This is a genomic window from Amycolatopsis oliviviridis (assembly GCF_014654365.1).
In the GTDB taxonomy this organism is placed as follows: domain Bacteria; phylum Actinomycetota; class Actinomycetes; order Mycobacteriales; family Pseudonocardiaceae; genus Amycolatopsis; species Amycolatopsis oliviviridis.
Genome location: NZ_BNAY01000015.1, coordinates 42,244 through 63,471, shown reverse-complemented (window position 1 = coordinate 63,471; position 21,228 = coordinate 42,244). Strand labels below are relative to the sequence as shown.

Sequence of the window (21,228 nt, the reverse complement as noted above, 5' to 3'; positions counted from 1 at the left end):
GGGAACGCCACGCCCGGACGAAGGAGACCGCCGCGATGACCGTTCCCGGCTACCCCAGCACCGTCGGCCGCGTCCTGGAGCGGAGCGCGCGCCGCGTCCCGGACCGGGTCGCGCTGACCTTCGCCGATCGCGTGTGGACGTACGCGGAGCTCGACCGCGCGGTGGGCCGGGTCGCGGCGAAGCTGCTCGAAAGCGGGCTCGTCCACGGTGACCGCGTCGCGGCCTTCGGCAAGAACTCCGACGCGTACTTGTTGCTGTACCTCGGTTGCGCGCGGGCCGGGCTGGTGCACGTGCCGGTGAACTTCAACGCGCGCGGTGAAGAGCTCGCGTACCTGCTCACGCAGTCCGAACCCGCCGTCGCCTTCGTCGACCCCGCGCTGGCCGGGCACGTGGCGTCCGCCCATAAGTCCACTTCGGACATTCTCGGCTGGGCGCTGGACGAAACCGTCACCCCGCACGAGGAGTCCGGGGTCGCCGACGAAGACCTCGTCCAGCTGCTCTACACGTCCGGGACGACTTCCCGGCCGAAGGGCGCGATGCTCACCCATCGCGCGCTGGTGCACGAGTATTCGTCCTGCATCGCCGCGCTCGACCTGAGCGATCGCGACGTGCCGCTGCACGCGCTGCCGCTGTACCACTCGGCGCAGATGCACGTGTTCCTCATGCCGGGGCTGGCCGTCGGCGCGACGAACCATCTCGTCGAGGCGCCCGATCTCGGCGACATCCTCGCGCGGATCCCGCGCCAGGGCGTCACTTCCCTGTTCTTCCCGCCGACCGTCTGGGTGGGACTGGCGAATCATCCCGGTCTCGCGGAGGCGGATCTGCGCGGTCTCACCAAGGCGTACTACGGCGCTTCGATCATGCCCGTGCCGGTGCTGGACAAGCTCCGCGGGCAGCTGCCGGGAGTCGGTTTCTACAACTGTTTCGGCCAGTCGGAGATCGGTCCACTCGCGACGGTTCTGCGTCCCGAAGAGCACGACGCGCGGCCGGATTCCGTCGGCCGCCCGGTTCTGTTCGTCGAGACCCGCGTGGTGGACGCCGAGATGAACGATCTCCCGCCGGGCGAACTCGGCGAGGTCGTGTACCGCTCGCCGCAGTTGTGCACGGGCTACTGGGGCAAGCCCGAGGAGTCGGTGGAGGCGTTCGCGGGCGGCTGGTTCCACTCCGGGGATCTCGTGCGGCAGGACGAGGAGGGCTACCTGTTCGTCGTCGACCGGATCAAGGACGTCGTCAACACCGGCGGCGTGCTCGTCGCGTCGCGTGAGGTGGAGGACGCGCTGTACACGCATCCCGCCGTCGCCGAAGTGGCCGTCGTCGGCCTGCCGCACGAACGCTGGATCGAGGCGATCGCCGCGGTGGTCGTGGTGAAGGAGCCGGTCGAGGAAGCGGAGCTGATCGAGTTCGCCAAGAAGTCCCTGGCCGCGCACAAGGTGCCGAAGTCGGTGCATTTCGTCGGCGAATTGCCGAAGAACGCGTCCGGGAAACTGCTCAAACGCGAACTGCGGCAACAGTTCGGCGGGTCAGCGTCCGCGATCGGCGTCTAGGGACTCGGCGTACGCCGCGAACTCACAAGCCGCTTCGAGACTGCCCGGCCGTGGCGGATCCTCCGGATCCCAGCCGAGTTCGCGGTCTTGAAGGACCTGCGTGAGCAGCGGCCGCCACCGCGGATCGAGGTTCTCGCGAGCCCAGAGGAGCGCACCGCGCTTGGACTCGACCTCGGCCGTGCGCAAGGTGTAGAGCACCCGGCAACAAGTCGACACGAGGTAGCGCTGGGTCCACGCGATGTCGAAGGGCGCCCACGTCCGGACGCCGTCGACGAGGCCGTGCAGTTCCTCGCGCATCGCCGCTCGCATCGCCTCCGGCGGCGGCTCGTCGACCAGGCTCGCGATCGGCGGACCGTCGAGCACGATGCCGCGGTGGCGCAGGATCCAGCGCGTGTGGAGGCTGTTGCAGTGCGTGTCCCAGATCAGGACGCGATGGCCGTGATCGCAGTAGAGCCAGGGTGTGCCGAGCCCTCGGCTGGTTTTCAAGGACGCGACGTCCGCGTACGAGCCCTCGATTTCCTTGCACCAGAAGCCTTCCCTGGTGGGAAGTTCGTCGTGGAGCACGCGGAGGCCCGCCTCGGCCTCACCGCTCGGCGGCTCGGTGGTCGCGATGACGAAGTCGCAGTCGCTGTGGAGGTCGCCGGCGCCGAGCGCGAAGGACCCTTGGACGTACGCGCCGACGTAGGTGTCGCCGAGGATCTCGCGGGCCGAGGCGACCAGGCCGGTGAGGACTTCGTCGAGTTCCGCGTAAGGCGTGTACACAAGCCGGACGCTACCCGGCTCGCGACGCTAAAGCGCGATTCGCGTGATCAGGGACGTAACTCGCGTGATTGGACGCCGCACTCGGTGTTCGACGTCTGATCACGCGAGTTCCGTCTTCAATCACGTGAGTTCCGTCTTTGATCACGCGAGTCCGGCGTCACATGCTTACTAGACCGGTCGTCATAGTTTGGGCTACAGTCGGCCGCATGGTTCGCCGCACCGACACCCGGCAGCGCATGCTCGACTCCGCCGCCGAGCTCTTCCATCAGCAGGGTTACCACGCCACCGGTCTCAACCAGCTCGTCGCCGCCGTCGGCGCGCCCAAGGGATCGCTCTACTTCCACTTCCCCGGCGGCAAGGAGCAGCTCGCCGCCGAGGCCATCCGCCAGTCCGCCGACCGGCTCTGCGACCAGCTGCGCACGATCGTCGCGAACTCGCCCGACGTCGTCACCGGCATCCGGAACGTCATCGACGCGCTCGCGACCTCGCTGGAGGAGTCGGATTTCCAGCGCGGCTGCCCGCTCGCCACGGTCGCGCTCGACGCGTCGGGGGACAGCGAGGAGATCCGCCAGGCCTGCGCCGACGGCTACACCTCCTGGCACACCCTCATCTCCGAAGCACTCGACACCGAAAAAGCGGGCCACCTGGCCACCGTCATCCTCGCCTCGATCGAGGGCGGCTTGCTGCTGGCCAAGACGTTGCACGACACCGCGCCGCTGCGCGCGATCGCCCCTCATCTGGCCGACACACTCGAACGGGAGCTGTCCTGATGCGCGTCCATCACCTGAACTGCGGGACCATGCGGCCGATCGGCGGCAAACTCGTCGACGGCAGGCCCGGCCTCTTCCGCCGCGCGGAACTGATCTGCCACTGCCTTCTGCTGGAGACCGACACCGGGCTCGTGCTCATCGAAACCGGCGTCGGCACGCCGACCGTCACCCGGCCCGCCGAATGGCTCGGCGCCGGTTTCGTCCGGCTGGTCCACCCTGACAGCGACGACGATCTCAGCGCCACCACGCAGATCCGCAAGCTCGGCTTCGACCCGGCCGACGTGCGCGACATCGTGCTCACCCACCTCGACCTCGACCACGCGGGCGGGCTCGTCGACTTCCCCGAGGCACGGGTCCACGTCCACGCCCGTGAGCTCCAGGCGCTGGAGAAGCCGATCGATCGCAAGGAGGCGAGCCGCTACCGGAAGGTCCAGTTCGACCACGGCCCGATCTGGAAGTCGTACCGCGCCGACGGCGAACCCTGGTTCGGTTTCGACGCCGTCCGCGAGCTCGAAGGGGTGCCGGACGTGCTGATCATCCCCCTCGCCGGGCACACCCGCGGGCACGCCGGCATCGCCGTCGACACGGGTGACGGCTGGCTCCTCAACGCCGGTGACGCCGTCTTCCACGGCGGCGAACTGGAACGAAAGCCGCACATCCCGTTCGCACTCGGCTTCTTCGAGTCGTACATGCAGACGGAGAAAACGGCACGACTGGACAACCAGCGCCGGCTGCGCGAACTTGTCAGTAACAACGGTGACGAGGTGACGGTCTTCGCCGCGCACGACGCCACCGCATTCGAACGGCTCAGCCAGAGGAGCAGGCTATGAAGGTCCACCATCTGAACTGCGGCACGATGCGGGCGCCGGGAGGCAGGTTCCTCGACGGCCAGCCGGGGCTGTTCCGCCGCTCGGAACTGGTGGCGCACTGCCTGCTGATCGAGACGAACGACGGGCTCGTGCTGGTGGACACCGGTTTCGGCCGCAAGGGCGTCGCGGATCCCGGCGCGTGGCTCGGCACGCCGTTCACGCTGATGGTCGGCGCGAAACCGGTCGAGGTGGAGACTGCGGCCCATCAGGTCGAGGCGCTGGGACACAAGCTGGAAGACGTGCGGCACATCGTCTGCACCCACCTCGACGTCGACCACGCGGGCGGGCTCGCGGACTTCCCGAACGCCGTCGTGCACGTCCGCACGGCCGAGCACGACGCGGCGACGTCGCCCGCGAACGTCGGCGAGAAGGCGCGGTTCCGCGCCAACCAGTTCGCCCACCGTCCACTGTGGAGCACGTACGACGAGGCCGGGGACGAATGGTTCGGCTTCCAGGCCGTCCGCGAGCTCAAGGGCGTGCCGCCGGAGGTCCTGCTGGTGCCGCTCGCGGGACACACCAAGGGGCACACCGGGGTGGCGGTCGACACCGGCGACGGCTGGCTGCTGCACGCGGGTGACGCGTACTTCTTCCACGGTCAGCTGGATCCGGTGAAGCCGCATTGCCCGCCGGGGATGACCGCGTTCCAGAACATGGTGCAGACGCTGCGCAAGCCGCGGCTGGAGAACGTCGAACGGCTGCGGGAGCTGAGCCGAGAACACGCCGACGAGATCACCGTGTTCTCGGCCCACAGCCCGGTGGAGTACCAGGCCCTCAGCCGCGGATAGGGGTCAGCCGACCGGCGGCTCGATGGGCTGCCGGTCCTCTTCGCTGTGCGTGGCCCGCATGACGAGCCAGTTGATCCCCCACAGCACGACTCCGACACCGAGCAGGATCGCGGCGACCTTGTAGTCGCGCGCGGGCCGCCCGGACAACGGCGTCACCAGGTAGAGACAGAAGATCGCGGCCAGCACCGGGATGATCGTCGGCGCGCGGAAATGCTTGTGCGCCGACTTTTCCTTGCGCAGGACCAGCACCGCGACGTTGACGATGGCGAAGACCGCCAGCAGCAGCAACGCCGTCGTACCGCCGAGCACGCTGATGTCCACAAAGGACACCAGGCCGATGGCGATGACGCTGGTGAACACGATCGCCACCCACGGGCTGCGACGGAACGGGTGCACCGTGCCCAGCTGCTTCGGGATGATCCGCTGGTTCGCCATGCCGTAGAGCAGACGGCTGGCCATCAGCATGTTGATCAGCGCCGAGTTGATGACCGCGAAGAGACCGATCGCGGAGAAGACCTCACGCGGGAAACCGGGCGCCCCGACGTCGAGCACCTTCAGCAGCGCGCTGCTCTTGGCCGCTTCCAGGTCATCGGCGGGCACCAGCAGCGAAGAGGTCACGGAGACCAGGATGTAGATGGTCGCGGCGATGACCATGCCCCACAGCATCGCCTTCGGGAAGATCCGGATCGGGTCCTTGCACTCCTCGGCCATGTTGACCGAGTCCTCGAAACCGACCATCGCGAAGAACGCCAGCGACGTCGCCGAGGTGATCGCCACCAGCATCGTCTGGTTCTCGGTGTCGAACTCGACCAGCCGCGAGGCGTCCCCGTTGCCGTTGAGCACCGCCCACACGCCGACCCCGATGATGATCAGCAGACCGCCGATCTCGATGCAGGTCAGCACCACGTTGGTCTTCACCGACTCGGAGACCCCGCGGAAGTTGATCAGCGCGAGACCGATCACGAACAGGATCGCCACCAGCGGCATCGGCGCGGTGATGAACTCGGCCAGATAGGTGTCGCCGAAGGCCTTCGCCGCGGACGAGGCCGACGTGATCCCCGAGCACATCACCGCGAACGCCACCATGAAGGTGAGGAAGCGGATCTTGAACGCCTTGTGCGCGTAGAGCGCCGCGCCGGCGGCCTGCGGGTACTTGCCGACCAGTTCCAGGTAGCTGAACGCGGTCATGATCGCGACCACGAAGGCGATCAGGAACGGCAGCCACAGCGCGCCGCCCACCCGTCCCGCCACTTGCCCGGTGAGCGCGTAGACGCCCGTCCCGATGATGTCCCCCACCACGAAGAACAGCAGGAGCTTGGAACCCATGACCCGTTTGAGGCTCGGCTGACCGGCAGGGCCGGCCTGTTCCGTTGTCGTCGTGTCCGCCATGCGGCAAGAGTGTGCCGCATCACGTCTGTGGCCGACAGTCCGATTTGGTCAGTTCTTCGTCACGGGTTGACGGAGACCGATTCGGGGTATCAGTTCGCGTCGACCGCGGTCTTCACCAGCGGGGCCATCATCTCCTGGGTCATCTTCACCGGACCGGTGTAGTTGACCAGCACCGGGACGTTGTTCACGAGTTCCGCGGCCGCCAGCGTCGCGGTCTTGTTCTCGTCGGTGTAGTAGATGGCGCCCTCGCCGACACCGGCGACGTCCTTCGCGTTCGGCTTCGCCTTCTTCAGCGCGGCGACCATCTCGGCGGGCTTGATCGGGTTCTTCTCGAAGCGGGTCACCGCGAGCGCGCCGATCTGCTTGCCGGCGGCCGAGTAGACGCAGCTCTTGGCCTTGCCGCCGTTGGCGGCGTTGTCCTGCACCGGGCCCGGCGCCGACGTCACGCCCTGGAGGGAGACGGCCTTGCCGACGGCCTCGGCGGGCAGCAGCGCGCACGGCTCTTTCGAACCGGCACCACCGGTGGGAGCGGCCGACGAGCTCGGCGCGGCGGAGGAGGACGGGGCGGGAGCCTGGCTGGACGGCTTGGCCGCGTTGTCCGATTTCCCGTCCCCGGAAGAACAGGCGGAAAGGGTCGCGATGACAGCGGCGAACAGGACGATCGCCCGTGAAATACGCATGGGACCGACGATAGCCCCGGCGAATCAGTCCACCGGGGCCCGGTACCGCCAGAAGGACGGGATCAGCAGCGCGGCGCCGACGACCAGCACGATGACCAGCACCCCGCCGCCGGAAGCAGCGGCCGCGGTGCCGACACCGGCGGCCGCCCAGCCGTGGGTGAGGTCGGCGATCCGCGGGCCGCCCGCGACGACGACGGTGAACACGCCCTGGAGCCGTCCGCGCATCTCGTCGGTGGTGGCGACCTGCAGGATCGACATCCGGTAGATCGCGCTGACCATGTCGGCGGCCCCGGCGAGCGCCATGAAGAAGACCGCGAGCCACAGCGAGTTCGCGAGCCCGAACCCGATGATGGCGGCGCCCCAGACGCAAACCGAGACGATCACGCCGGCGCCCTGTTTGCCGATCCTGGTCAGCCAGCCGGAGAAGAGGCCGATCAGCATCGCGCCCGCCGGGAGCGCGGCGTACAGCCAGCCCAGCGCGGGTCCGCCGCCGGGCGGGTCGCCGAAGGTGCGCTCCGCCATCTCCGGGATCAGCGCCCGCGGCATGCCCGCGACCATCGCGATGATGTCGACGAGGAACGACGCCAGCAGGATCTTCTGCGTCGCCAGGTACTTGAAGCCGTCGATGATGTCGCGGATCCCGGCCCGGCGCGCGATCTCGCCGACCGGCGGGATCGGGGGCAGTTTCCAGACCGCGATCAAGGTCAGGGTCAGCGCGACGACGTCGATCAGGTAGAGCGTCGAGAGGCCGAGGATCGGGATCAGCGAACCGGCGAGCAGCGGGCCGAAGACCGCGCCGAAGGTGGCCATCGTGCTGCTCAGCGCGGTCGCGGGGGCGATCAGGTTGTCCGGCACCAGCCGGGCGACGACGGCGCTGCGGGTCGGCATGTTGACCGCGAAGAACGCCTGGTTGACCGCGAGCAGGGCGAGGACGAGCCAGACGGAGCCGACGTTCACGAACGCCTGGAACCACAGGACGGCCGAGGTGACGGTGACCCCGACGTTGGTGATCAGCAGGAGCTTGCGGCGGTCGACGGCGTCCGCGATGGCGCCGCCCCAGAGGCCGAAGACGAGCAGCGGGATCAGCGCGACCAGGCCGGTCAGGCCGACGTACGCCGACGAACCGGTGAGGTCGAAGACCTGTTTGGGGACCGCGACGGCGGTGAGTTGGCTGCCGATGGCGGTGACGGCGGTGGAGAGCCAGAGGCGGCGGAACGCGGGGATCTTGAGCGGCCGGGTGTCCACGACGATCGAGCCGAACAGCTTGCGGACGCCTTTGCGCTGTTCCACCCCGACGTCATCACTCACAACCCGACAGCTTAGCCGCGCTAACTAACCAATCGCGCGCGATTTATGTCACCTGGTGGCGCGTGAAGGCCCCCTTCCCTCGGCTGAGCCGAGGGAAGGGGGCCTTCACGCGAGTTGAGCTACGGCGCGACGCGCTCGATCTGCCAGCCGTCGTCGGTGCGGACGTAGCGGAGCCTGTCGTGCATGCGGTCCTCGCGGCCCTGCCAGAACTCGACGACGTCGGGCCGGATGCGCCATCCGCCCCAGTGCGGCGGGAACGGGATGTTCTCGACGTCGGCGAAGCGGCGCTCGATGCCGTGCAGCGCGGTCTCGAGGGCGCGGCGGCCGTCGACGACGCGGGACTGCGGCGAGGCCCAGGCCCCGAGCTGCGAGCCCCGCGGCCGGGAGGCCCAGTACTCGGCGGTCTCGGCGACGTTGACCTTCTCCACCTCGCCGCGCACGTGGACCTGACGCTGCAGGGCGTACCACGGGAAGGTGATCGACGCGTAGCGCGTCGCGGTGAGGTCGTGGCTCTTGGTCGAGGTGTAGTTCGTGTAGAAGACGACGCCGCGTTCGTCGAGGCCCTTGCACAGGACGGTCCGGGAGGACGGCCTGCCTTCCGGGTCGGCCGTGGCAAGCACCATCGCGTTCGGTTCGGCGACCCCGGCGGAGACGGCCTGGTTCAGCCAGTCCTGCAGCTGGGCGGTCCAGGTCTCCGCCAGCGCGGACTCGTCGAAGGCCGCGCCTTCGTAGGCCACCCGCATCCCGGGCAGGCGCACGACGGCGTCCCCGTCCACGCCATCCTTGATCTCCGGCATCATCCGCCAAACCTCCGTACCCGGTCGGGGCATCTGTGACTTCGGCTTTGCCGCCGACGGTATTGCCTCCGACGCGGCGGCGAAACCCACTGAACGGTGACACCCGCCACCCCCGCCCGATCATCTGTGCGTAACCGCCGGACCGCAAGCCGTTACCTCCCGGTTACCTTCCGGTCCCTGATCGATCCAGGGCGGACTGCCGCCGTCCGGGGTCCGGCGCCGCATTGTTCCGAATCGGCCCAGCGACCCGGGGAATCGCACTCGATGCCGAGAATTCGGACTCGCCCGCCTTTACCGGGCGTGAGAATTGCCTGGACAGACCCGGTCCGCACAGATCGACAGGAAATCGTTCGTCGAAGACCGGACTTCACACTCCCCTTTTCTTCATCGACCATTCCGGCGTCCTCGAACAATTCTTCCGGCCATTCACGCCCGGCCCGCGAGGGCACCCGGTCCGGCGGACCGTTAATTCTGTCGTTTGACAGAAATTAGCCACCGGGGAAACCTCCGCGACAGATCCCGGCAGGATGTGCCGGAAGGCCGGCCCCGGGACGGCAATTCGTCCCGAAACCGGCCTCCACGTCTCCCGTCTTCGCTGTCAGTTCGTGACAGTGAACTCCGCGCGGACGATCCAGCCCCAGCAGTCGTACGACGCCGTGTACCGGCCCGGCACCGTCCCCACTGGACCGTCGCCCCGGAGCGCGACACCGATGCCGCCGGTGCCGCCGTCGCCCACCACCCGCAAGGGGATCGGCGCGGCGAGACCGGCCGCGGTGAGCGTTGTCGCGAGCTCGCCCGCACCCGACGGGCGCAGGCAATAGATGTCCGCGGTGACCGTCCCACCTGCGACGACGGTGCCCGGGTTCAAGACCAGACTGGACGGTCTGGTCGCGTTCGCCTGCCCCGCCCCGGCCAAGGTGGACACGATCGCCGCCCCCGCGACGCACAACGCGGCCGCACGAAATCTCATCCTCTGCTCCCTCCCGGAAGACGGGCGAAGTTTTCACCCGCCACCCGATGGACGTACGCCGCCCTGGGAAGGGTTGCCCACCTGCCGAGACTGTGCCCCTTGGGGCGAACGGCCGGATTTAGCAGAATGTGACAGCAAATCAGGCAAGAGCTGACGATCACACTAGGTAGGCCTTGCGCCACTCGATAGGATCGCCGCCGAGAGCAACGGGGTGATCACCTCTATCCAGAGTGTTCAGAGGTTTGGGATGGGACGGCCGGGTGTGCGGTTGATCCATCCACTATTGCCGGCCGGGCTTCCATGAGGAGCCCGACACCGGTCGATCAGTCCTGCGCTCGAACCGCCGGAACTTTCCACGCCCGAGTTACTCCCCTTCCCCAGGAGTGCGTTGTGATTTCCCGTTCCCGCCGTCTCGTGACGGCGTTGTTGTGCGCCATTTCGCTCGCAGGCGTGACCGCCCTTTCGGCATGTTCCGACAGCACGGCGGCCTCCGGCACCAAGGTCACCATCGGTTACAGCGCCTGGCCGGGCTGGTTCCCGTGGGCGGTGGCCCAGGAGAAGGGCCTCTTCGAGAAGAACGGCGTGACCGTCGATCTGAAGTGGTTCGACAGCTACACCGAGAGCATCAACGCACTGTCCTCCGGCGCGATCGACGCCAACAGCCAGACCCTGAACGACACCCTCGCGTCGGTCAGCGGCGGCGCGAAGCTGTCGGTCGTCCTGGTCAACGACAACTCGACCGGCAACGACAAGATCATCGCCCGCCAGGGCATCACCGGCGTCGCCGACCTCAAGGGCAAGAAGATCGCCGTCGAGCAGGGCACCGTCGACCACTACCTCCTGCTGCTCGCGCTGCAGGAGGCGAAGCTGACCGAAAAGGACGTCGAGCTGGTCCCGCTGCTGACCGACGCCGCCGCGGCCGCGTTCGTCGGCGAGCAGGTCGACGCCGTCGCCGCCTTCGCCCCCTTCACCACGAAGGCGCTCGAGCGCCCCGGCAGCCGCGCGATCGCGACGTCCGCCGAGTTCCCCGGTGCCATCCCCGACCACCTGGTCGTCTCCGAACAGATGTCGAAGGAGCGCAAGAAGGAGGTCCAGGCGCTGGTGAACACCTGGTTCGAGACGATCGAGTGGATCAAGCAGAACCGGGACGAGGCCGTGAGGATCATGGCCAAACGCGGCGCCGTGTCGATCGAGGAGTACAAGACCTACGACGCGGGCACCACGATCTTCACCAAGCAGCAGAACCTCGACGCCTTCACCCCCGGCGTCACCCCCGCCCACCTGAACTTCCAGGCGGGCAAGATCGCCGACTTCATCGTCTCCAACGGCCTCGCCCAGAACCGGCCCAACTTCGACGCGCTGTTCGACGACCAGTACGTCAAGGCGGTGAAGTGAGCACCACGGACGCGGCGAAGCAGGCCTCTCAGCGGACGGACGCCGCTGACGAGGCCGAAGCGCGGCGTCTCGACGACGAGCTGCGGCTCGCCGAAGCGCAGGAAAACCGACGGCGGAGTGGCGCGCGACCCGACTGGGCGCCGCTGCCCCGCCGGGCGGGCCTCAAGCCGAACGCGTCCCCGCTGTTCTCGCTCCGGACACCGATCCCCGCGCGCTGGCGGTGGACGCTGGCGGTGGCCTCGTTCGCGATCCCGCTGCTGATCTGGGTGACCCTGAACGCGCTGGGCACCATCAAGCCCCTGTTCCTGCCGACGCCGGTCGCGGTGTTCGACGCGCTGCTGGAGATGATCAAGTCCGGCGAACTGTTCAGCGACCTCTGGGCCACGACCCAGCGGGTGCTGCTCGGCTTCGGGCTCGCGGTCGTCGTGTCGGTCCCGCTCGGCATCGTGATGGGGACGTTCAACGCGGGACTGGCGCTGTTCGAACCGGTCATCGCGATGCTGCGGTACCTGCCGGCCAGCGCGTTCATCCCGCTGCTGATGATCTGGCTCGGCCTCGGCGAGCCGTCGAAGGTCGCGGTCCTGTTCCTGGGCACGGTCTTCTTCAACACGCTGATGACCGCCGACGCCGTCCGCGGCGTGCCGCGTTCGCTGATCGACGTGTCCTACACGCTCGGCGCGCGGCGCGGCGAGGTCCTGCGCAAGGTGATCGTCCCGCACGCGCTGCCCGGCATGCTCGACGCGACCCGTGTCAACGCCGCGGCCGCGTGGAACTTCGTGGTGGTCGCCGAGCTGATCAACGCCACCGCCGGGCTCGGCCTGCGGATCATGCGGGCGCAGCGGTTCACCCAGACCGACCGGATCTTCGCGCTGCTGATCGTGATCGGCCTGCTCGGACTGATCATCGACATCGCGTTGCGGCTCCTGCGGGCCCGGGTCGGGAAGTGGGCCGCATGACGCTCCAGCTGAAGGCCGTCGCGAAGGACTACGCCGTCCGCGGCAAGACCACCCGCGCGCTCGACGGGATCGACCTCGACATCGCGCGCGGCGACTTCGTCTGCGTGGTCGGCGCGAGCGGGTCCGGCAAGTCGACCCTGCTCTCGCTGATCGCCGGGCTGACCGAACCGTCCGAAGGCCTCATCACCCTCGACGGCGACGCCGTGACCGGGCCCGGCCCGGATCGCGGCCTGGTGTTCCAGCACGGCGCGCTGTACCCGTGGCGCACGGTGGAGAGCAATGTCGCGTTCGGACTCGAACTGCTCGGCCTCGACAAGGCCGAACGCGCACGCCGGGTCGGCTGGTACCTCGAAGAGACCGGGCTCGACCACCTGCGGAAGTCCTTGCCCAAACAGCTTTCCGGCGGGCAGAAGCAGCGCGTCGCGATCGCCAGGGCGCTGGCGGGCGAGCCCGACGTGCTGCTGCTGGACGAACCTTTCGGCGCGCTGGACGTCCAGACGAAAGAGGACATGCAGGTCCTGATCCGCCGGATCTGGACCGACACCGGGACCACGGTGCTGATGGTCACGCACGACGTCGAAGAGGCCGTGTTCCTCGGACGGCGCGTCGTGGTGCTGGCCTCGGACCCGGGCCGGGTGGCCGCCGACATCGCGGTCGACCTGCCCGAAGACCGCGAACTCGCGGTCAAACGCGCGCCGGAGTTCGTCGCGCTGCGCGCGTCCATCGAAGACCTCGTCCGGGAACAGCACCGCGGACATCTCGGGCGGAGCCGAGAAGAAAGGTGACCATGAGGCACGGGAAGACCCGGCCGGAACGCACCCCGCGTTCCGGGTTGCTCGGCAGACTCGGCATCCGGGGCAAGCTCAACCTGCTCCTGATGCTGCCGCTGACCGCCGTGGTCCTGGTGTCGGTGCCTTACGTCGCCGGAGAGATCGACGACGCCCGGTCCGCGCGCACCACCGCCGACGTCGCGTCCCAGGCCCGTGCCCTCGGCACGCTGGCGTGGGAACTGCAGCGGGAACGGCTGCTGACGGCGCATTACATCGCGTCGTCGTCGGCGAGCAGTTCCGCGATGGTGAAGCAGCAGGGCGTCGTCGCGGACACGGTGAACCAGGTACGCGCGCAACTGCCCGCCGACGCGCCGGAGGAACTCGCGGCGGCGCTGGTGCGGATCGGGTCGCTGAACGAGATCCGGGAGAACGCGCTCCGGCGCGGAGCCTCGCTGGACAGCGTGGCGCGGACGTATCACGCGGTGATCGACGCGGTCATCAACTCGCTCCGCCTCGTCCCGCAGCAGACCAGTGACGCGGAGGGCACCCGGCAGCTGACCGCGCTCGACGCGCTGCTGCGCGCGAACGAGGAGAACTCGTTGCGCGGCATGGCGTTGATCATCGTGCTGGCCACCCCCGAGTCCGGTGAGCCGGTGCTCGCCGACGCGAAACAGCAGTCTTCGCTGTTCCTCGAACGGTTCGTGCAGCAGGCCGACGTCACCCAGGCCACCCAGGTCGTCGCGGTCGAGCAGGGCGAGACGGGCCGCCGGGTCGACGCGCTGGAAGGGAAGATCGCGGAAGCCCGCGGCCCGCAGGCCGTGCAGAACCTGCTGCCGGACATCCTCGGCGCCGTCGACGCCCAGTCCAATCAGCGACGGCTCGCCCAGGACGCGGTCACCACCGGCATCACCGACACCGCGACCGCGCGGGCGGACGCCGCGCAGAACCTGGCGTGGACGATCGGTATCGGCGCCGGTGTGCTGTTCCTGCTGGTCGGTGGTCTCGCGATCGCGGTCAGCCGGTCGATCGCGGATCCGCTGCGGAAGCTGACCACGGCGGCGACGTCGGTCGCCGACCTCGCGAGCACCGAACTGGTGCGCGTCACCGACACCGAGCAGGCCGAGGAACTCGCGCCGCGGCTCGCCACCATCGACGTGTCGTCCCAGGACGAACTCGGCAAGCTGGCCGAGGCGTTCAACCGGGTCCAGGCGACCGCGGCCGAACTGGTGGAACGGCAGGCTGTCACGCGACGCAACGTCGGCCTCATGTTCGCCAACGTCGCGAAGCGGACGCAGAACCTGGTCGGCAGGCAGCTGGCGCTGGTCGACGAACTGGAGCGCAACGAACAGGACGTCGCGCTGCTGGCGAGCCTCTACCGGCTCGACCACCTCTCCACGCGTCTGCGCCGGAACGCGGACAACCTCCTCGTCGTTTCGGGAAACCGTGACGAGGCAAGGATTTCCGGGCCGATCGAGCTGTCGACGGCGCTGCGTTCGGCGCTCGCGGAGATCGAGGACTACCAGCGGGTCCGGCTCGGTTCGATGGGCGACCTCCTGCTCTCGTCGCCGTTCGGTTCGGATCTGGTGCTGATCTTCGCCGAGCTGCTGGAGAACGCGACGTCGTTCTCCCCGCCCGAGTCCTTTGTGGACGTCGGCACGAAGATCCTGCCCGACGGCTCCTGCCTGATCGTCATCGTGGACCAGGGCATCGGCATGACCGCCGAACGGCTCGCCGAGGAGAACCGGCGGCTGGTCGAACGCGAGCGGCTTGAACTGGCGCCGACCAGTGTGCTCGGGCTGTTCGTGGTCGGACGGCTCGCGCGGCGGCACGGGCTCAAGGTCGAGCTGACCGAGACCGAACCCGGCGCGGGCATCACCGCGCGGATCACCGTCCCGTCGGATCTGCTGACCTACCGGGCGCCCGTGCCCAAGTCCGTCCCGGCGCCGCCGGCGTGGCCGACGGCGGAACCGGGCGACGAACCCGAGCCGCAGCCACAGCCACAGCCACAGCGGTCTCAGCCGAAGCCCCGGAAGCGGGACGAGGCGTCCACGCACGAGCCGCCGACGCTGGCGATCGCCGGGATGATCCCGCGCGACGGTCTGCCGCCGCGGGACTTCCGCTGGTTCCGCAAGACCGACGGGGAGATCCCGGAGCCGATGCCGATGCCGGAACCCACGCCGCCGCCCGCGCCCTCGCTCACGCCGGTGCCCGCGTACGAGGCGCCCAAGCCGACGCTGACCGCCGATTCCGGGGAGACCCGCGGCGGATTGCGGCGGCGGGTCAAGGGCGCGCAGCTCCCCGGTGCCCCCGACGCACCGTCGCGACAGTTGTCCAGGCATGATCCAGAAGCGGCCAAAGCGGCCTTCGACGGGTTCGAGGCCGGGCTCGCGAAGGCCACCACGTCGTCTTCCAGAGATTCGGTACCGCCGCAAGCATCCCCGCCCCCGGTGAGCCCGCCGGCGGGCAACCCGATGCCCATGCCGATGCCGACCCCGACACCGGTGCCCGCCGCCTCGCGCGGCGGTCTCACCCGGCGGGTCCCCGGTGCCCAGCTGGCGCCGGGGCTGGCGAAAGGACCGGCCGCGCGACACCAGACCGCGCGGGCGGCACTGAACACCACCAAGCCCAAGGGCATGCGTGACCCCGAGGCCGAGCGTGCCGCGTTCGACGCCTTCAGTGACGGGTTGGAGAAAGCCGTCAACCCGGAGATGGAACAGAGAGAGAAGAGCAAGAGATGACGACCGGAGTCAGCGTCGAAGCCCGGAACTTCAACTGGTTGGTGACGCGCTTCGCACAGAACACGGCGAGCGCGATGGGCGCGATCGCCGTCTCGGCCGACGGCCTGCTGATCGCGATGTCGTCCGAGCTGGAACGCGCCAACGCCGACCGGCTGGCCGCGATCTGCTCGGCGATGCTCGGACTGGCGCACGGCGTCTCCGAGAGCCACCCGCTCGGGTCGCCCGACAAGATCATCATCGAGCTGGAGCAGGGCTACCTGCTGGTCTGCACGATCAGCATCGGTTGTTCGCTCGGCGTGCTCGCCACCAAGCAGGCCAGCCTCGGCACGATCGCCTACGAGATGGCGATGTTCGCCAACCGCGCCACCGAGGTGCTCACCCCCGCGCTGATCGAGGAACTGAAGAAGAGCGTCGGCAGCTGAACTGACGAGGGGAAAAGGGAATGAGCGACGATCAGGTACCTCAGCCGAGAGGCTCCGAACAGAGCATCTCACCGCTGCGCCCGTATCTGCTCACCGCCGGCCGCGCGCAGCCGGTGGACGGCACGCTCGAAATCGAGGCACAGGTGCTCACGAGCAGGCTCGGCGCCGCGTCACAGGCGAGGCTCACCTTCGAACGACGGGAGATCGTTTCCCTTTGCCGGGAAACGAAATCCGTCGCCGAAGTGGCGGCGATGCTCGGCCTGCACATCGGCGTGGCCCGGGTGCTCGTGGCGGATCTCGCCGCGCTCGGTTACGTCGTGCTGCGTCGCCCGGCCGGAGCCTTCACCCAGGACCTCGGCATGATCGAAAGGGTCATTCGTGGACTCGAAGCAATTCGCTGAACCGGTGTCGGCCAAGCCGCCGACACCGGTCAAGATCGTCATCGCGGGCGGGTTCGGGGTCGGCAAGACGACCACCGTCGGCGCGATCTCGGAGATCAAACCGCTGACCACCGAGGCCGCCATGACCTCGGCGGGTGCCGCCGTCGACGGCTCGGGCGGGGAGGTGCCGTCGAAGACCACCACCACGGTGGCGCTGGACTTCGGCTGCATCACCATCGACGAAGAGGTGAAGCTGTACCTCTTCGGGACGCCGGGGCAGGACCGGTTCGGCTTCATGTGGCACGACCTCGTGCTGGGCGCGCTGGGCGCGCTCGTCATCGTCGACACCCGGCGGCTCGACGACTGCTACCCGGCTGTCGACTACTTCGAGAAGGCCGGGCTGCCGTTCGTGGTCGGGGTGAACGTCTTCGACGGCTCCCTCAAGCACGATCTCGAAGACGTGCGCTGGGCGCTCGCGGTGAGCGAGGACGTCCCGCTGATCACGTTCGACGCGCGGCAGCGGCTTTCGGTGCGGGACGCGCTGCTGGCGGTGCTGCACAACACCTTCCGGCGGGCGTCGGCCGCTTCCTGACGCATTTCGTCCTCTGAATGCGGTACTTGCGATGCGGTACTCGCGATGGGAAACGACCGCATTCAGAGGACGAAACGCGGGGTCAGGCGGGCCGGGTGATCGCGGCCAGCATCAGGGCGCGCAGTTCGGCGGCGACCTCGGCGACAGGCAACGGCGGGGTGTGCGCCTGCCACTCGCGCAGCAGCCCGGTCGCGGCGCCGACGAGCGCGATCGCCGTCAGGTGGTAGTCGCGGTCCGGCGCCACCCCGTGCGCGGCCGCGTGCCGGGCCTCGGCTTCGATGAACGCGGCCCACCGGTCGACCCATTCCTGGTGCTGCGCCTCCAAAGCGGCGCTGACGCCGACCGCCTCGACGTAATTCAGCCTCGGCATCCGGGGATCCGAGGTCACCGTGCCGACGAAGACGTCCAGCAGCGTCCCGATCCGGGTGACCGCGTCCGCGTCTTCCAGCCGTTCCAGTGTGCCGGTGACGTGCTCCAGCGCGAGGGCGTTGATGCGCTCGTGCAGGGTCAGCAGCACCTTCTCCTTGCTCTCGAACTCCTCGTAGAAGTTCCGCGTGGAGACGCCTGCCCGGGTGCACAACTCGGTGATCTTCGCCTGCCGGTAGCCCGTCGAGGTGAACAGGTCCAGGGCCGCGGTGAGCAGGCGTTCACGCCGTTCGGCGCGCCGCTGCTCCGGTGCGACCCCGCCGTACGTGCGGGCCACTCGACCTCCCCCGATTCGGTAACAGGGATTGCCAGATGCTACCAACACCGCCTACATTGCGAAAATCTCGATTACCAAACTGGAGGCAACGGTGCTTCGGACAGTTCTGGTCTCAGCCCTCGCAGCCACCCTGATCGGCGCGCCCGCCGCGCAAGCCGCGCCGAGCGCACCCGGGGACCTGGTCGACTACAAACGGGTCGTCGCCACCGCCCCGGCGAAGGCGTGGAAACTCACCTATCGCTCGACTTCCGCCACCGGGAAGCCGAACACGGTGTCGGGCATCCTGCTGGTCCCGCCCGCACCGTGGACGAAGGGACCGCGCCCGCTGGTCAGCTACGCCGTCGGCACGCACGGTCTCGGCGACCGCTGCGCGCCGTCGACCCGGCTGACGAACGGGTCCGAGAACGAAGTCCTCCTGATGAGCCAGGCGCTTTCACGCGGCTGGGCGGTCGTCGTGACCGACTACGAGGGCCTCGGCACCCCGGGCACGCACACCTACGCCGTCGGCCAGTCGGAAGGCCGGGCCGTCCTCGACGCCGCCCGTGCCGCCTCCCGGGTTCCCGAAGCCGGGCTGTCGAAGAGCGGCCCGGTCGGCGTTTTCGGCTACTCCCAAGGAGGCCAGGCCGCGGCGTTCGCCGGCGAACTGCAACCGTCCTACGCCCCCGACGTCAACCTGGTCGGCGTCGCGGAAGGCGGTGTCCCGGCGGATCTGAACGCGGTCCTGAAGTTCAACGACGGCGGACCGGCGTTCGGTCTCGTGCTCGGCGCGGCTGTCGGCTACGCGACCGCGTATCCGGAGCTGCCCTTCAACGACGTCCTCAACGCGAAGGGCGAGAAGGCCGTCGCGAAGGTCAAGGAAGCGTGCACCGTCGAACTCGGCGCGGCCGCGCCTTTCGCGCGGCTCAACGACTTCACGACCGTGCCGAACGTTTCCTCGGACCCGCGCTGGCAGGCCCGGCTCGGCGAGAACCTGGCGGGCAAGACCAAACCGGGCGCGCCGGTCTACCTGTACCACGCGTCGCTGGACGAACTGATCCCGCTCTCGGTCGGCAAGGGCCTGCGCGACCGCTACCAGGCCCTCGGCGCCGACGTCACCTGGCAGGAATTCCCGCTGCTGGAACACATCGGCGGTGTCTCGGCGGGCGGCCCGGTCGCGATGACCTGGCTGGGCACCAAGTTCTGACCGGGGCAGCACGCGTAACCCGGGACGTGACTCGCGTGATCAGACACGTGACTCGCGTGCTTGGAGGCGGATCACGCAGTTCCGCCTCCAAGCACGCGAGTCACGGGTTCAAGCACGCGAGTCACGGATTCCGGCGCGGTCGTCGAAAGCGCGAAGCGCGGTGACAGCGTCGGCCGCCAGCGACGTGACCAGCGTGCCACCGGCGGCGAGCGGTGTCCGCGACCACCACTCGCCCGACGCTTCGGGAAGAGCGGGGCCACCGACCACCAGATCGGTCGCCAGCACCCGCCGCCCGGCCAGATGCGCGAGACTGGAGTCCAAAGTGGAGTCTCCGATCTCCAGCGTCTGCCGCAGCACCGGGATTTCACCCCGCGTCACCTGCTGCGTGGTCACCAAGGACCCCGGCCGCTCACCTGCCCGGCCGAGTACGAGCACTTCCCGCGTATGCAAGAACGCGTCCGACGCCAAGGCGGCCCGAAGCACGGCCGAGTGCCGCGCCCGGGCGGTCACGACGGTCGGCTCCGGCAGGTACTCCAGCGAACCACCCGCGTCCACGACGACGTCCACAAGGGACGAGCTGCTCTCGCCGTGCAACCCGGGAAGCGCGATGGTCGCCGCGACCCCGGAAAGCCGCAGCGAAGCACCGGGGCCGACGCGGATGGTCAGCTTCAGCTCGTCGCCGCCCAAGGGTGACGTCGCCGAGTTGACCAGGTGCACCACCGCCGCCGCACCGCTGCCCCGCTTGGGGAGCAGCGTGAGCGGCGCCATCGAGCGCAGCTCACGTAGAACGGTCCGGCCGCCCTCGAAGCAGGCGGTCAGCCGCGCGTGCGCCTTCACCCCGCGTTGACCGGGAGCAGCGAGCGGACCCAGTCCGCGACCGCCGGCGCGTTCGGAGTGTCCACAAGGGACTGAGTGATCACCGGGAGCTCGCCGCGCATCCGGTGCGCGTCCGAGGTCATCACGTCCATGTCCGCGCCGACCAGATGCGCGATGTCGATCTTGTTGATCACCAGCAGATCCGCCGTCGTCACGCCCGGACCGCCCTTGCGCGGCACCTTGTCACCGCCCGCGACGTCGACCACGAAGACCTGGCTGTCGGCGAGGCCCCGGCTGAACACCGCGGTGAGGTTGTCGCCGCCGCTTTCGATGATCACCAGGTCCAGCCCCGGGAACCGCTCCTCCAGCCGTTCGACGGCGTCGAGGTTCGCGGTGATGTCGTCGCGGATCGCGGTGTGCGGGCACGCGCCGGTCTGCACGGCCTCGATCCGCTCCGGGTCGAGCACCCCGGCCTTGCGCAGGAAGTCGGCGTCCTCGGTGGTGTAGATGTCGTTGGTGACGACGGCGAGGTTCACCTCGTCGCCGAGCGCCCGGCACAGCGCCGCGGTGAGCGCGGTCTTCCCGCTGCCCACCGGCCCGCCGATGCCGATCCGGTACGCGCGGCCCGCGGTCGGCGCCTGATCGTAGTGGTCGGGTTCCGCTGCGGTCGGGTCGAAGTTGACCGGGTGGACGTGACCGTGACCATGACCGTGCTCAGCTGGCAAAGAGACGCACCTCTTCCTTGTGATGCCGGGCGTGTGCCTCGGCGAACAGATCGAGCGCCGGGGACCCCGGCGCCGGGAGCTCCGCCGGGTCGTCCCCCGCGACCTCGGCCGCGCGCAGGGAGACGTCCCGGACCTCTTGCGAAAGCCGCGCCACGACGGCGTTGACGGCGAACGGGTCGAGCCCGAGCAGCCGGACCGCCGCGCTCGCCGGACCGCTGATCGCCAGGTACGCGACCGCCATCGCCGCGTCGAACGGCACCCCGACCAGCGCGCCGACTACCACCGGATGATGCGGTCGCGGGGTTTCCTTCAGCAGCTGGGAAAGCATCGGCGACGGCCACGCCGCCTTGCCCGCCCTCGCCGTCCCGCGTCCTTGCGCGCGGGACGCCTCACGCTGCGCGAGCGACGGTGTCCTGGCGTCGAGTTCGAGGTCGAGCCGCTTCCAGTGTCCACTTCGGACTTCACGCGCGGCCGCGTGCGCCGACGCCGCGGCGAACACCGCGGCCAGCGCCCCTGCCGTGCGCAGACGGCCGGAGAGGAAGCCCGGCAGGTCGCGTTCGTGCGTGATCAGCTTCCGGGTGACGGCCTCTTCGAGTCCGCCGGAATGGACGTGACCGCCTCCGGGAAAGCGGGAGTCGGCCAGGATGAGCGCGGCTGTGTTCATCGAAGAATGT

General features: G+C 69.0%; 22 protein-coding genes. 12 read left to right on the top strand and 10 right to left on the bottom strand.

Going from position 1 to position 21,228, the window contains the following annotated elements; all coding sequences use genetic code 11:
• The first annotated feature begins 35 nt into the window (after positions 1 to 35).
• Positions 36 to 1,544: a fatty acyl-CoA synthetase gene (locus IE302_RS40390; protein ID WP_191259820.1), complete on the top strand. Its 1,509-nt coding sequence runs from the start codon at positions 36 to 38 to the stop codon at positions 1,542 to 1,544.
• Here IE302_RS40390 and IE302_RS40385 read toward each other — a convergent pair.
• Positions 1,521 to 2,306, bottom strand: coding sequence for an aminoglycoside adenylyltransferase domain-containing protein (locus tag IE302_RS40385; protein WP_191259744.1), 786 nt, complete (start codon positions 2,304 to 2,306; stop codon positions 1,521 to 1,523). The genes IE302_RS40390 and IE302_RS40385 overlap by 24 nt on opposite strands.
• A gap of 206 nt (positions 2,307 to 2,512) precedes the next feature.
• Here IE302_RS40385 and IE302_RS40380 point away from each other — a divergent pair, with 206 nt between their 5' ends.
• The 3 genes from IE302_RS40380 to IE302_RS40370 are packed head-to-tail and all read left to right on the top strand — an operon-like array spanning position 2,513 to position 4,730.
• Complete coding sequence (locus IE302_RS40380; RefSeq protein WP_191259743.1) at positions 2,513 to 3,076, top strand: TetR/AcrR family transcriptional regulator; 564 nt, start codon at positions 2,513 to 2,515, stop codon at positions 3,074 to 3,076.
• A complete protein-coding gene (locus IE302_RS40375) occupies positions 3,076 to 3,906 on the top strand; it encodes an MBL fold metallo-hydrolase (protein ID WP_191259742.1) in 831 nt (276 codons plus the stop codon). Before IE302_RS40380 ends, IE302_RS40375 begins: the two co-directional genes overlap by 1 nt.
• Entirely contained in the window at positions 3,903 to 4,730 is an 828-nt protein-coding gene (locus tag IE302_RS40370) for an MBL fold metallo-hydrolase (protein WP_191259741.1), read from the top strand. Before IE302_RS40375 ends, IE302_RS40370 begins: the two co-directional genes overlap by 4 nt.
• 3 nt (positions 4,731 to 4,733) lie before the next feature.
• Here the strand turns inward: IE302_RS40370 and IE302_RS40365 are convergent, their stop codons facing one another.
• The 5 genes from IE302_RS40365 to IE302_RS40345 all read right to left on the bottom strand — a co-directional run bounded on the left by IE302_RS40365 (position 4,734) and on the right by IE302_RS40345 (position 9,874).
• Positions 4,734 to 6,119 (bottom strand): APC family permease, encoded by a 1,386-nt coding sequence (locus tag IE302_RS40365; protein ID WP_191259740.1) that lies wholly within the window; start codon positions 6,117 to 6,119, stop codon positions 4,734 to 4,736.
• 89 nt (positions 6,120 to 6,208) lie between these two features.
• Positions 6,209 to 6,799 carry a DUF3558 domain-containing protein gene (locus IE302_RS40360; RefSeq protein ID WP_191259739.1) on the bottom strand — a complete coding sequence of 197 codons (591 nt, stop codon included), beginning with the start codon at positions 6,797 to 6,799 and terminating at the stop codon, positions 6,209 to 6,211.
• Between the two features lie 24 nt (positions 6,800 to 6,823).
• Positions 6,824 to 8,107, bottom strand: a complete 1,284-nt coding sequence (locus IE302_RS40355) for an MFS transporter (RefSeq protein WP_191259738.1) — start codon at positions 8,105 to 8,107, stop codon at positions 6,824 to 6,826.
• A 119-nt stretch (positions 8,108 to 8,226) separates the two neighbouring features.
• On the bottom strand, positions 8,227 to 8,907 hold the full coding sequence (gene pdxH, locus IE302_RS40350) for a pyridoxamine 5'-phosphate oxidase (protein WP_191259737.1): 681 nt from the start codon (positions 8,905 to 8,907) through the stop codon (positions 8,227 to 8,229).
• A gap of 595 nt (positions 8,908 to 9,502) precedes the next feature.
• On the bottom strand, positions 9,503 to 9,874 hold the full coding sequence (locus IE302_RS40345) for a hypothetical protein (RefSeq protein ID WP_191259736.1): 372 nt from the start codon (positions 9,872 to 9,874) through the stop codon (positions 9,503 to 9,505).
• A 390-nt stretch (positions 9,875 to 10,264) separates the two neighbouring features.
• Between IE302_RS40345 and IE302_RS40340 the strand changes: the two genes are divergently transcribed.
• Genes IE302_RS40340 through IE302_RS40310 form a run of 7 tightly spaced genes read left to right on the top strand, consistent with a single transcriptional unit; the run spans position 10,265 to position 17,127 of the window.
• Positions 10,265 to 11,269, top strand: coding sequence for an ABC transporter substrate-binding protein (locus IE302_RS40340; RefSeq protein ID WP_191259735.1), 1,005 nt, complete (start codon positions 10,265 to 10,267; stop codon positions 11,267 to 11,269).
• Positions 11,266 to 12,225 (top strand): ABC transporter permease, encoded by a 960-nt coding sequence (locus tag IE302_RS40335; RefSeq protein ID WP_191259734.1) that lies wholly within the window; start codon positions 11,266 to 11,268, stop codon positions 12,223 to 12,225. Before IE302_RS40340 ends, IE302_RS40335 begins: the two co-directional genes overlap by 4 nt.
• Positions 12,222 to 13,010 (top strand): ABC transporter ATP-binding protein, encoded by a 789-nt coding sequence (locus tag IE302_RS40330; protein WP_191259733.1) that lies wholly within the window; start codon positions 12,222 to 12,224, stop codon positions 13,008 to 13,010. Before IE302_RS40335 ends, IE302_RS40330 begins: the two co-directional genes overlap by 4 nt.
• Before the next feature lie 2 nt (positions 13,011 to 13,012).
• Positions 13,013 to 15,733 (top strand): sensor histidine kinase, encoded by a 2,721-nt coding sequence (locus IE302_RS40325; protein WP_191259732.1) that lies wholly within the window; start codon positions 13,013 to 13,015, stop codon positions 15,731 to 15,733.
• On the top strand, positions 15,730 to 16,155 hold the full coding sequence (locus IE302_RS40320; protein WP_005156032.1) for a roadblock/LC7 domain-containing protein: 426 nt from the start codon (positions 15,730 to 15,732) through the stop codon (positions 16,153 to 16,155). Before IE302_RS40325 ends, IE302_RS40320 begins: the two co-directional genes overlap by 4 nt.
• Before the next feature lie 20 nt (positions 16,156 to 16,175).
• Complete coding sequence (locus IE302_RS40315) at positions 16,176 to 16,556, top strand: DUF742 domain-containing protein (protein ID WP_191259731.1); 381 nt, start codon at positions 16,176 to 16,178, stop codon at positions 16,554 to 16,556.
• Complete coding sequence (locus IE302_RS40310; RefSeq protein WP_191259730.1) at positions 16,534 to 17,127, top strand: GTP-binding protein; 594 nt, start codon at positions 16,534 to 16,536, stop codon at positions 17,125 to 17,127. Before IE302_RS40315 ends, IE302_RS40310 begins: the two co-directional genes overlap by 23 nt.
• An 82-nt stretch (positions 17,128 to 17,209) precedes the next feature.
• Here IE302_RS40310 and IE302_RS40305 read toward each other — a convergent pair whose 3' ends face one another.
• Positions 17,210 to 17,830 carry a TetR/AcrR family transcriptional regulator gene (locus IE302_RS40305; protein ID WP_191259729.1) on the bottom strand — a complete coding sequence of 207 codons (621 nt, stop codon included), beginning with the start codon at positions 17,828 to 17,830 and terminating at the stop codon, positions 17,210 to 17,212.
• Positions 17,831 to 17,921: 91 nt separating this feature from the next.
• Here IE302_RS40305 and IE302_RS40300 point away from each other — a divergent pair, with 91 nt between their 5' ends.
• Positions 17,922 to 19,013 carry a lipase family protein gene (locus IE302_RS40300; protein ID WP_191259728.1) on the top strand — a complete coding sequence of 364 codons (1,092 nt, stop codon included), beginning with the start codon at positions 17,922 to 17,924 and terminating at the stop codon, positions 19,011 to 19,013.
• Positions 19,014 to 19,121: 108 nt separating this feature from the next.
• Here the strand turns inward: IE302_RS40300 and IE302_RS40295 are convergent, their stop codons facing one another.
• From IE302_RS40295 to IE302_RS40285, 3 genes are read right to left on the bottom strand one after another with little or no spacing between them, the layout of a single operon-like run.
• Positions 19,122 to 19,850 carry an urease accessory protein UreD gene (locus IE302_RS40295; protein ID WP_191259727.1) on the bottom strand — a complete coding sequence of 243 codons (729 nt, stop codon included), beginning with the start codon at positions 19,848 to 19,850 and terminating at the stop codon, positions 19,122 to 19,124.
• Positions 19,847 to 20,554 (bottom strand): urease accessory protein UreG, encoded by a 708-nt coding sequence (gene ureG, locus IE302_RS40290; RefSeq protein ID WP_191259726.1) that lies wholly within the window; start codon positions 20,552 to 20,554, stop codon positions 19,847 to 19,849. The genes IE302_RS40295 and ureG overlap by 4 nt, the downstream gene beginning before the upstream one ends.
• Entirely contained in the window at positions 20,544 to 21,218 is a 675-nt protein-coding gene (locus tag IE302_RS40285; RefSeq protein ID WP_191259725.1) for an urease accessory protein UreF, read from the bottom strand. The genes ureG and IE302_RS40285 overlap by 11 nt, the downstream gene beginning before the upstream one ends.
• Between the last annotated feature and the right edge of the window lie 10 nt (positions 21,219 to 21,228).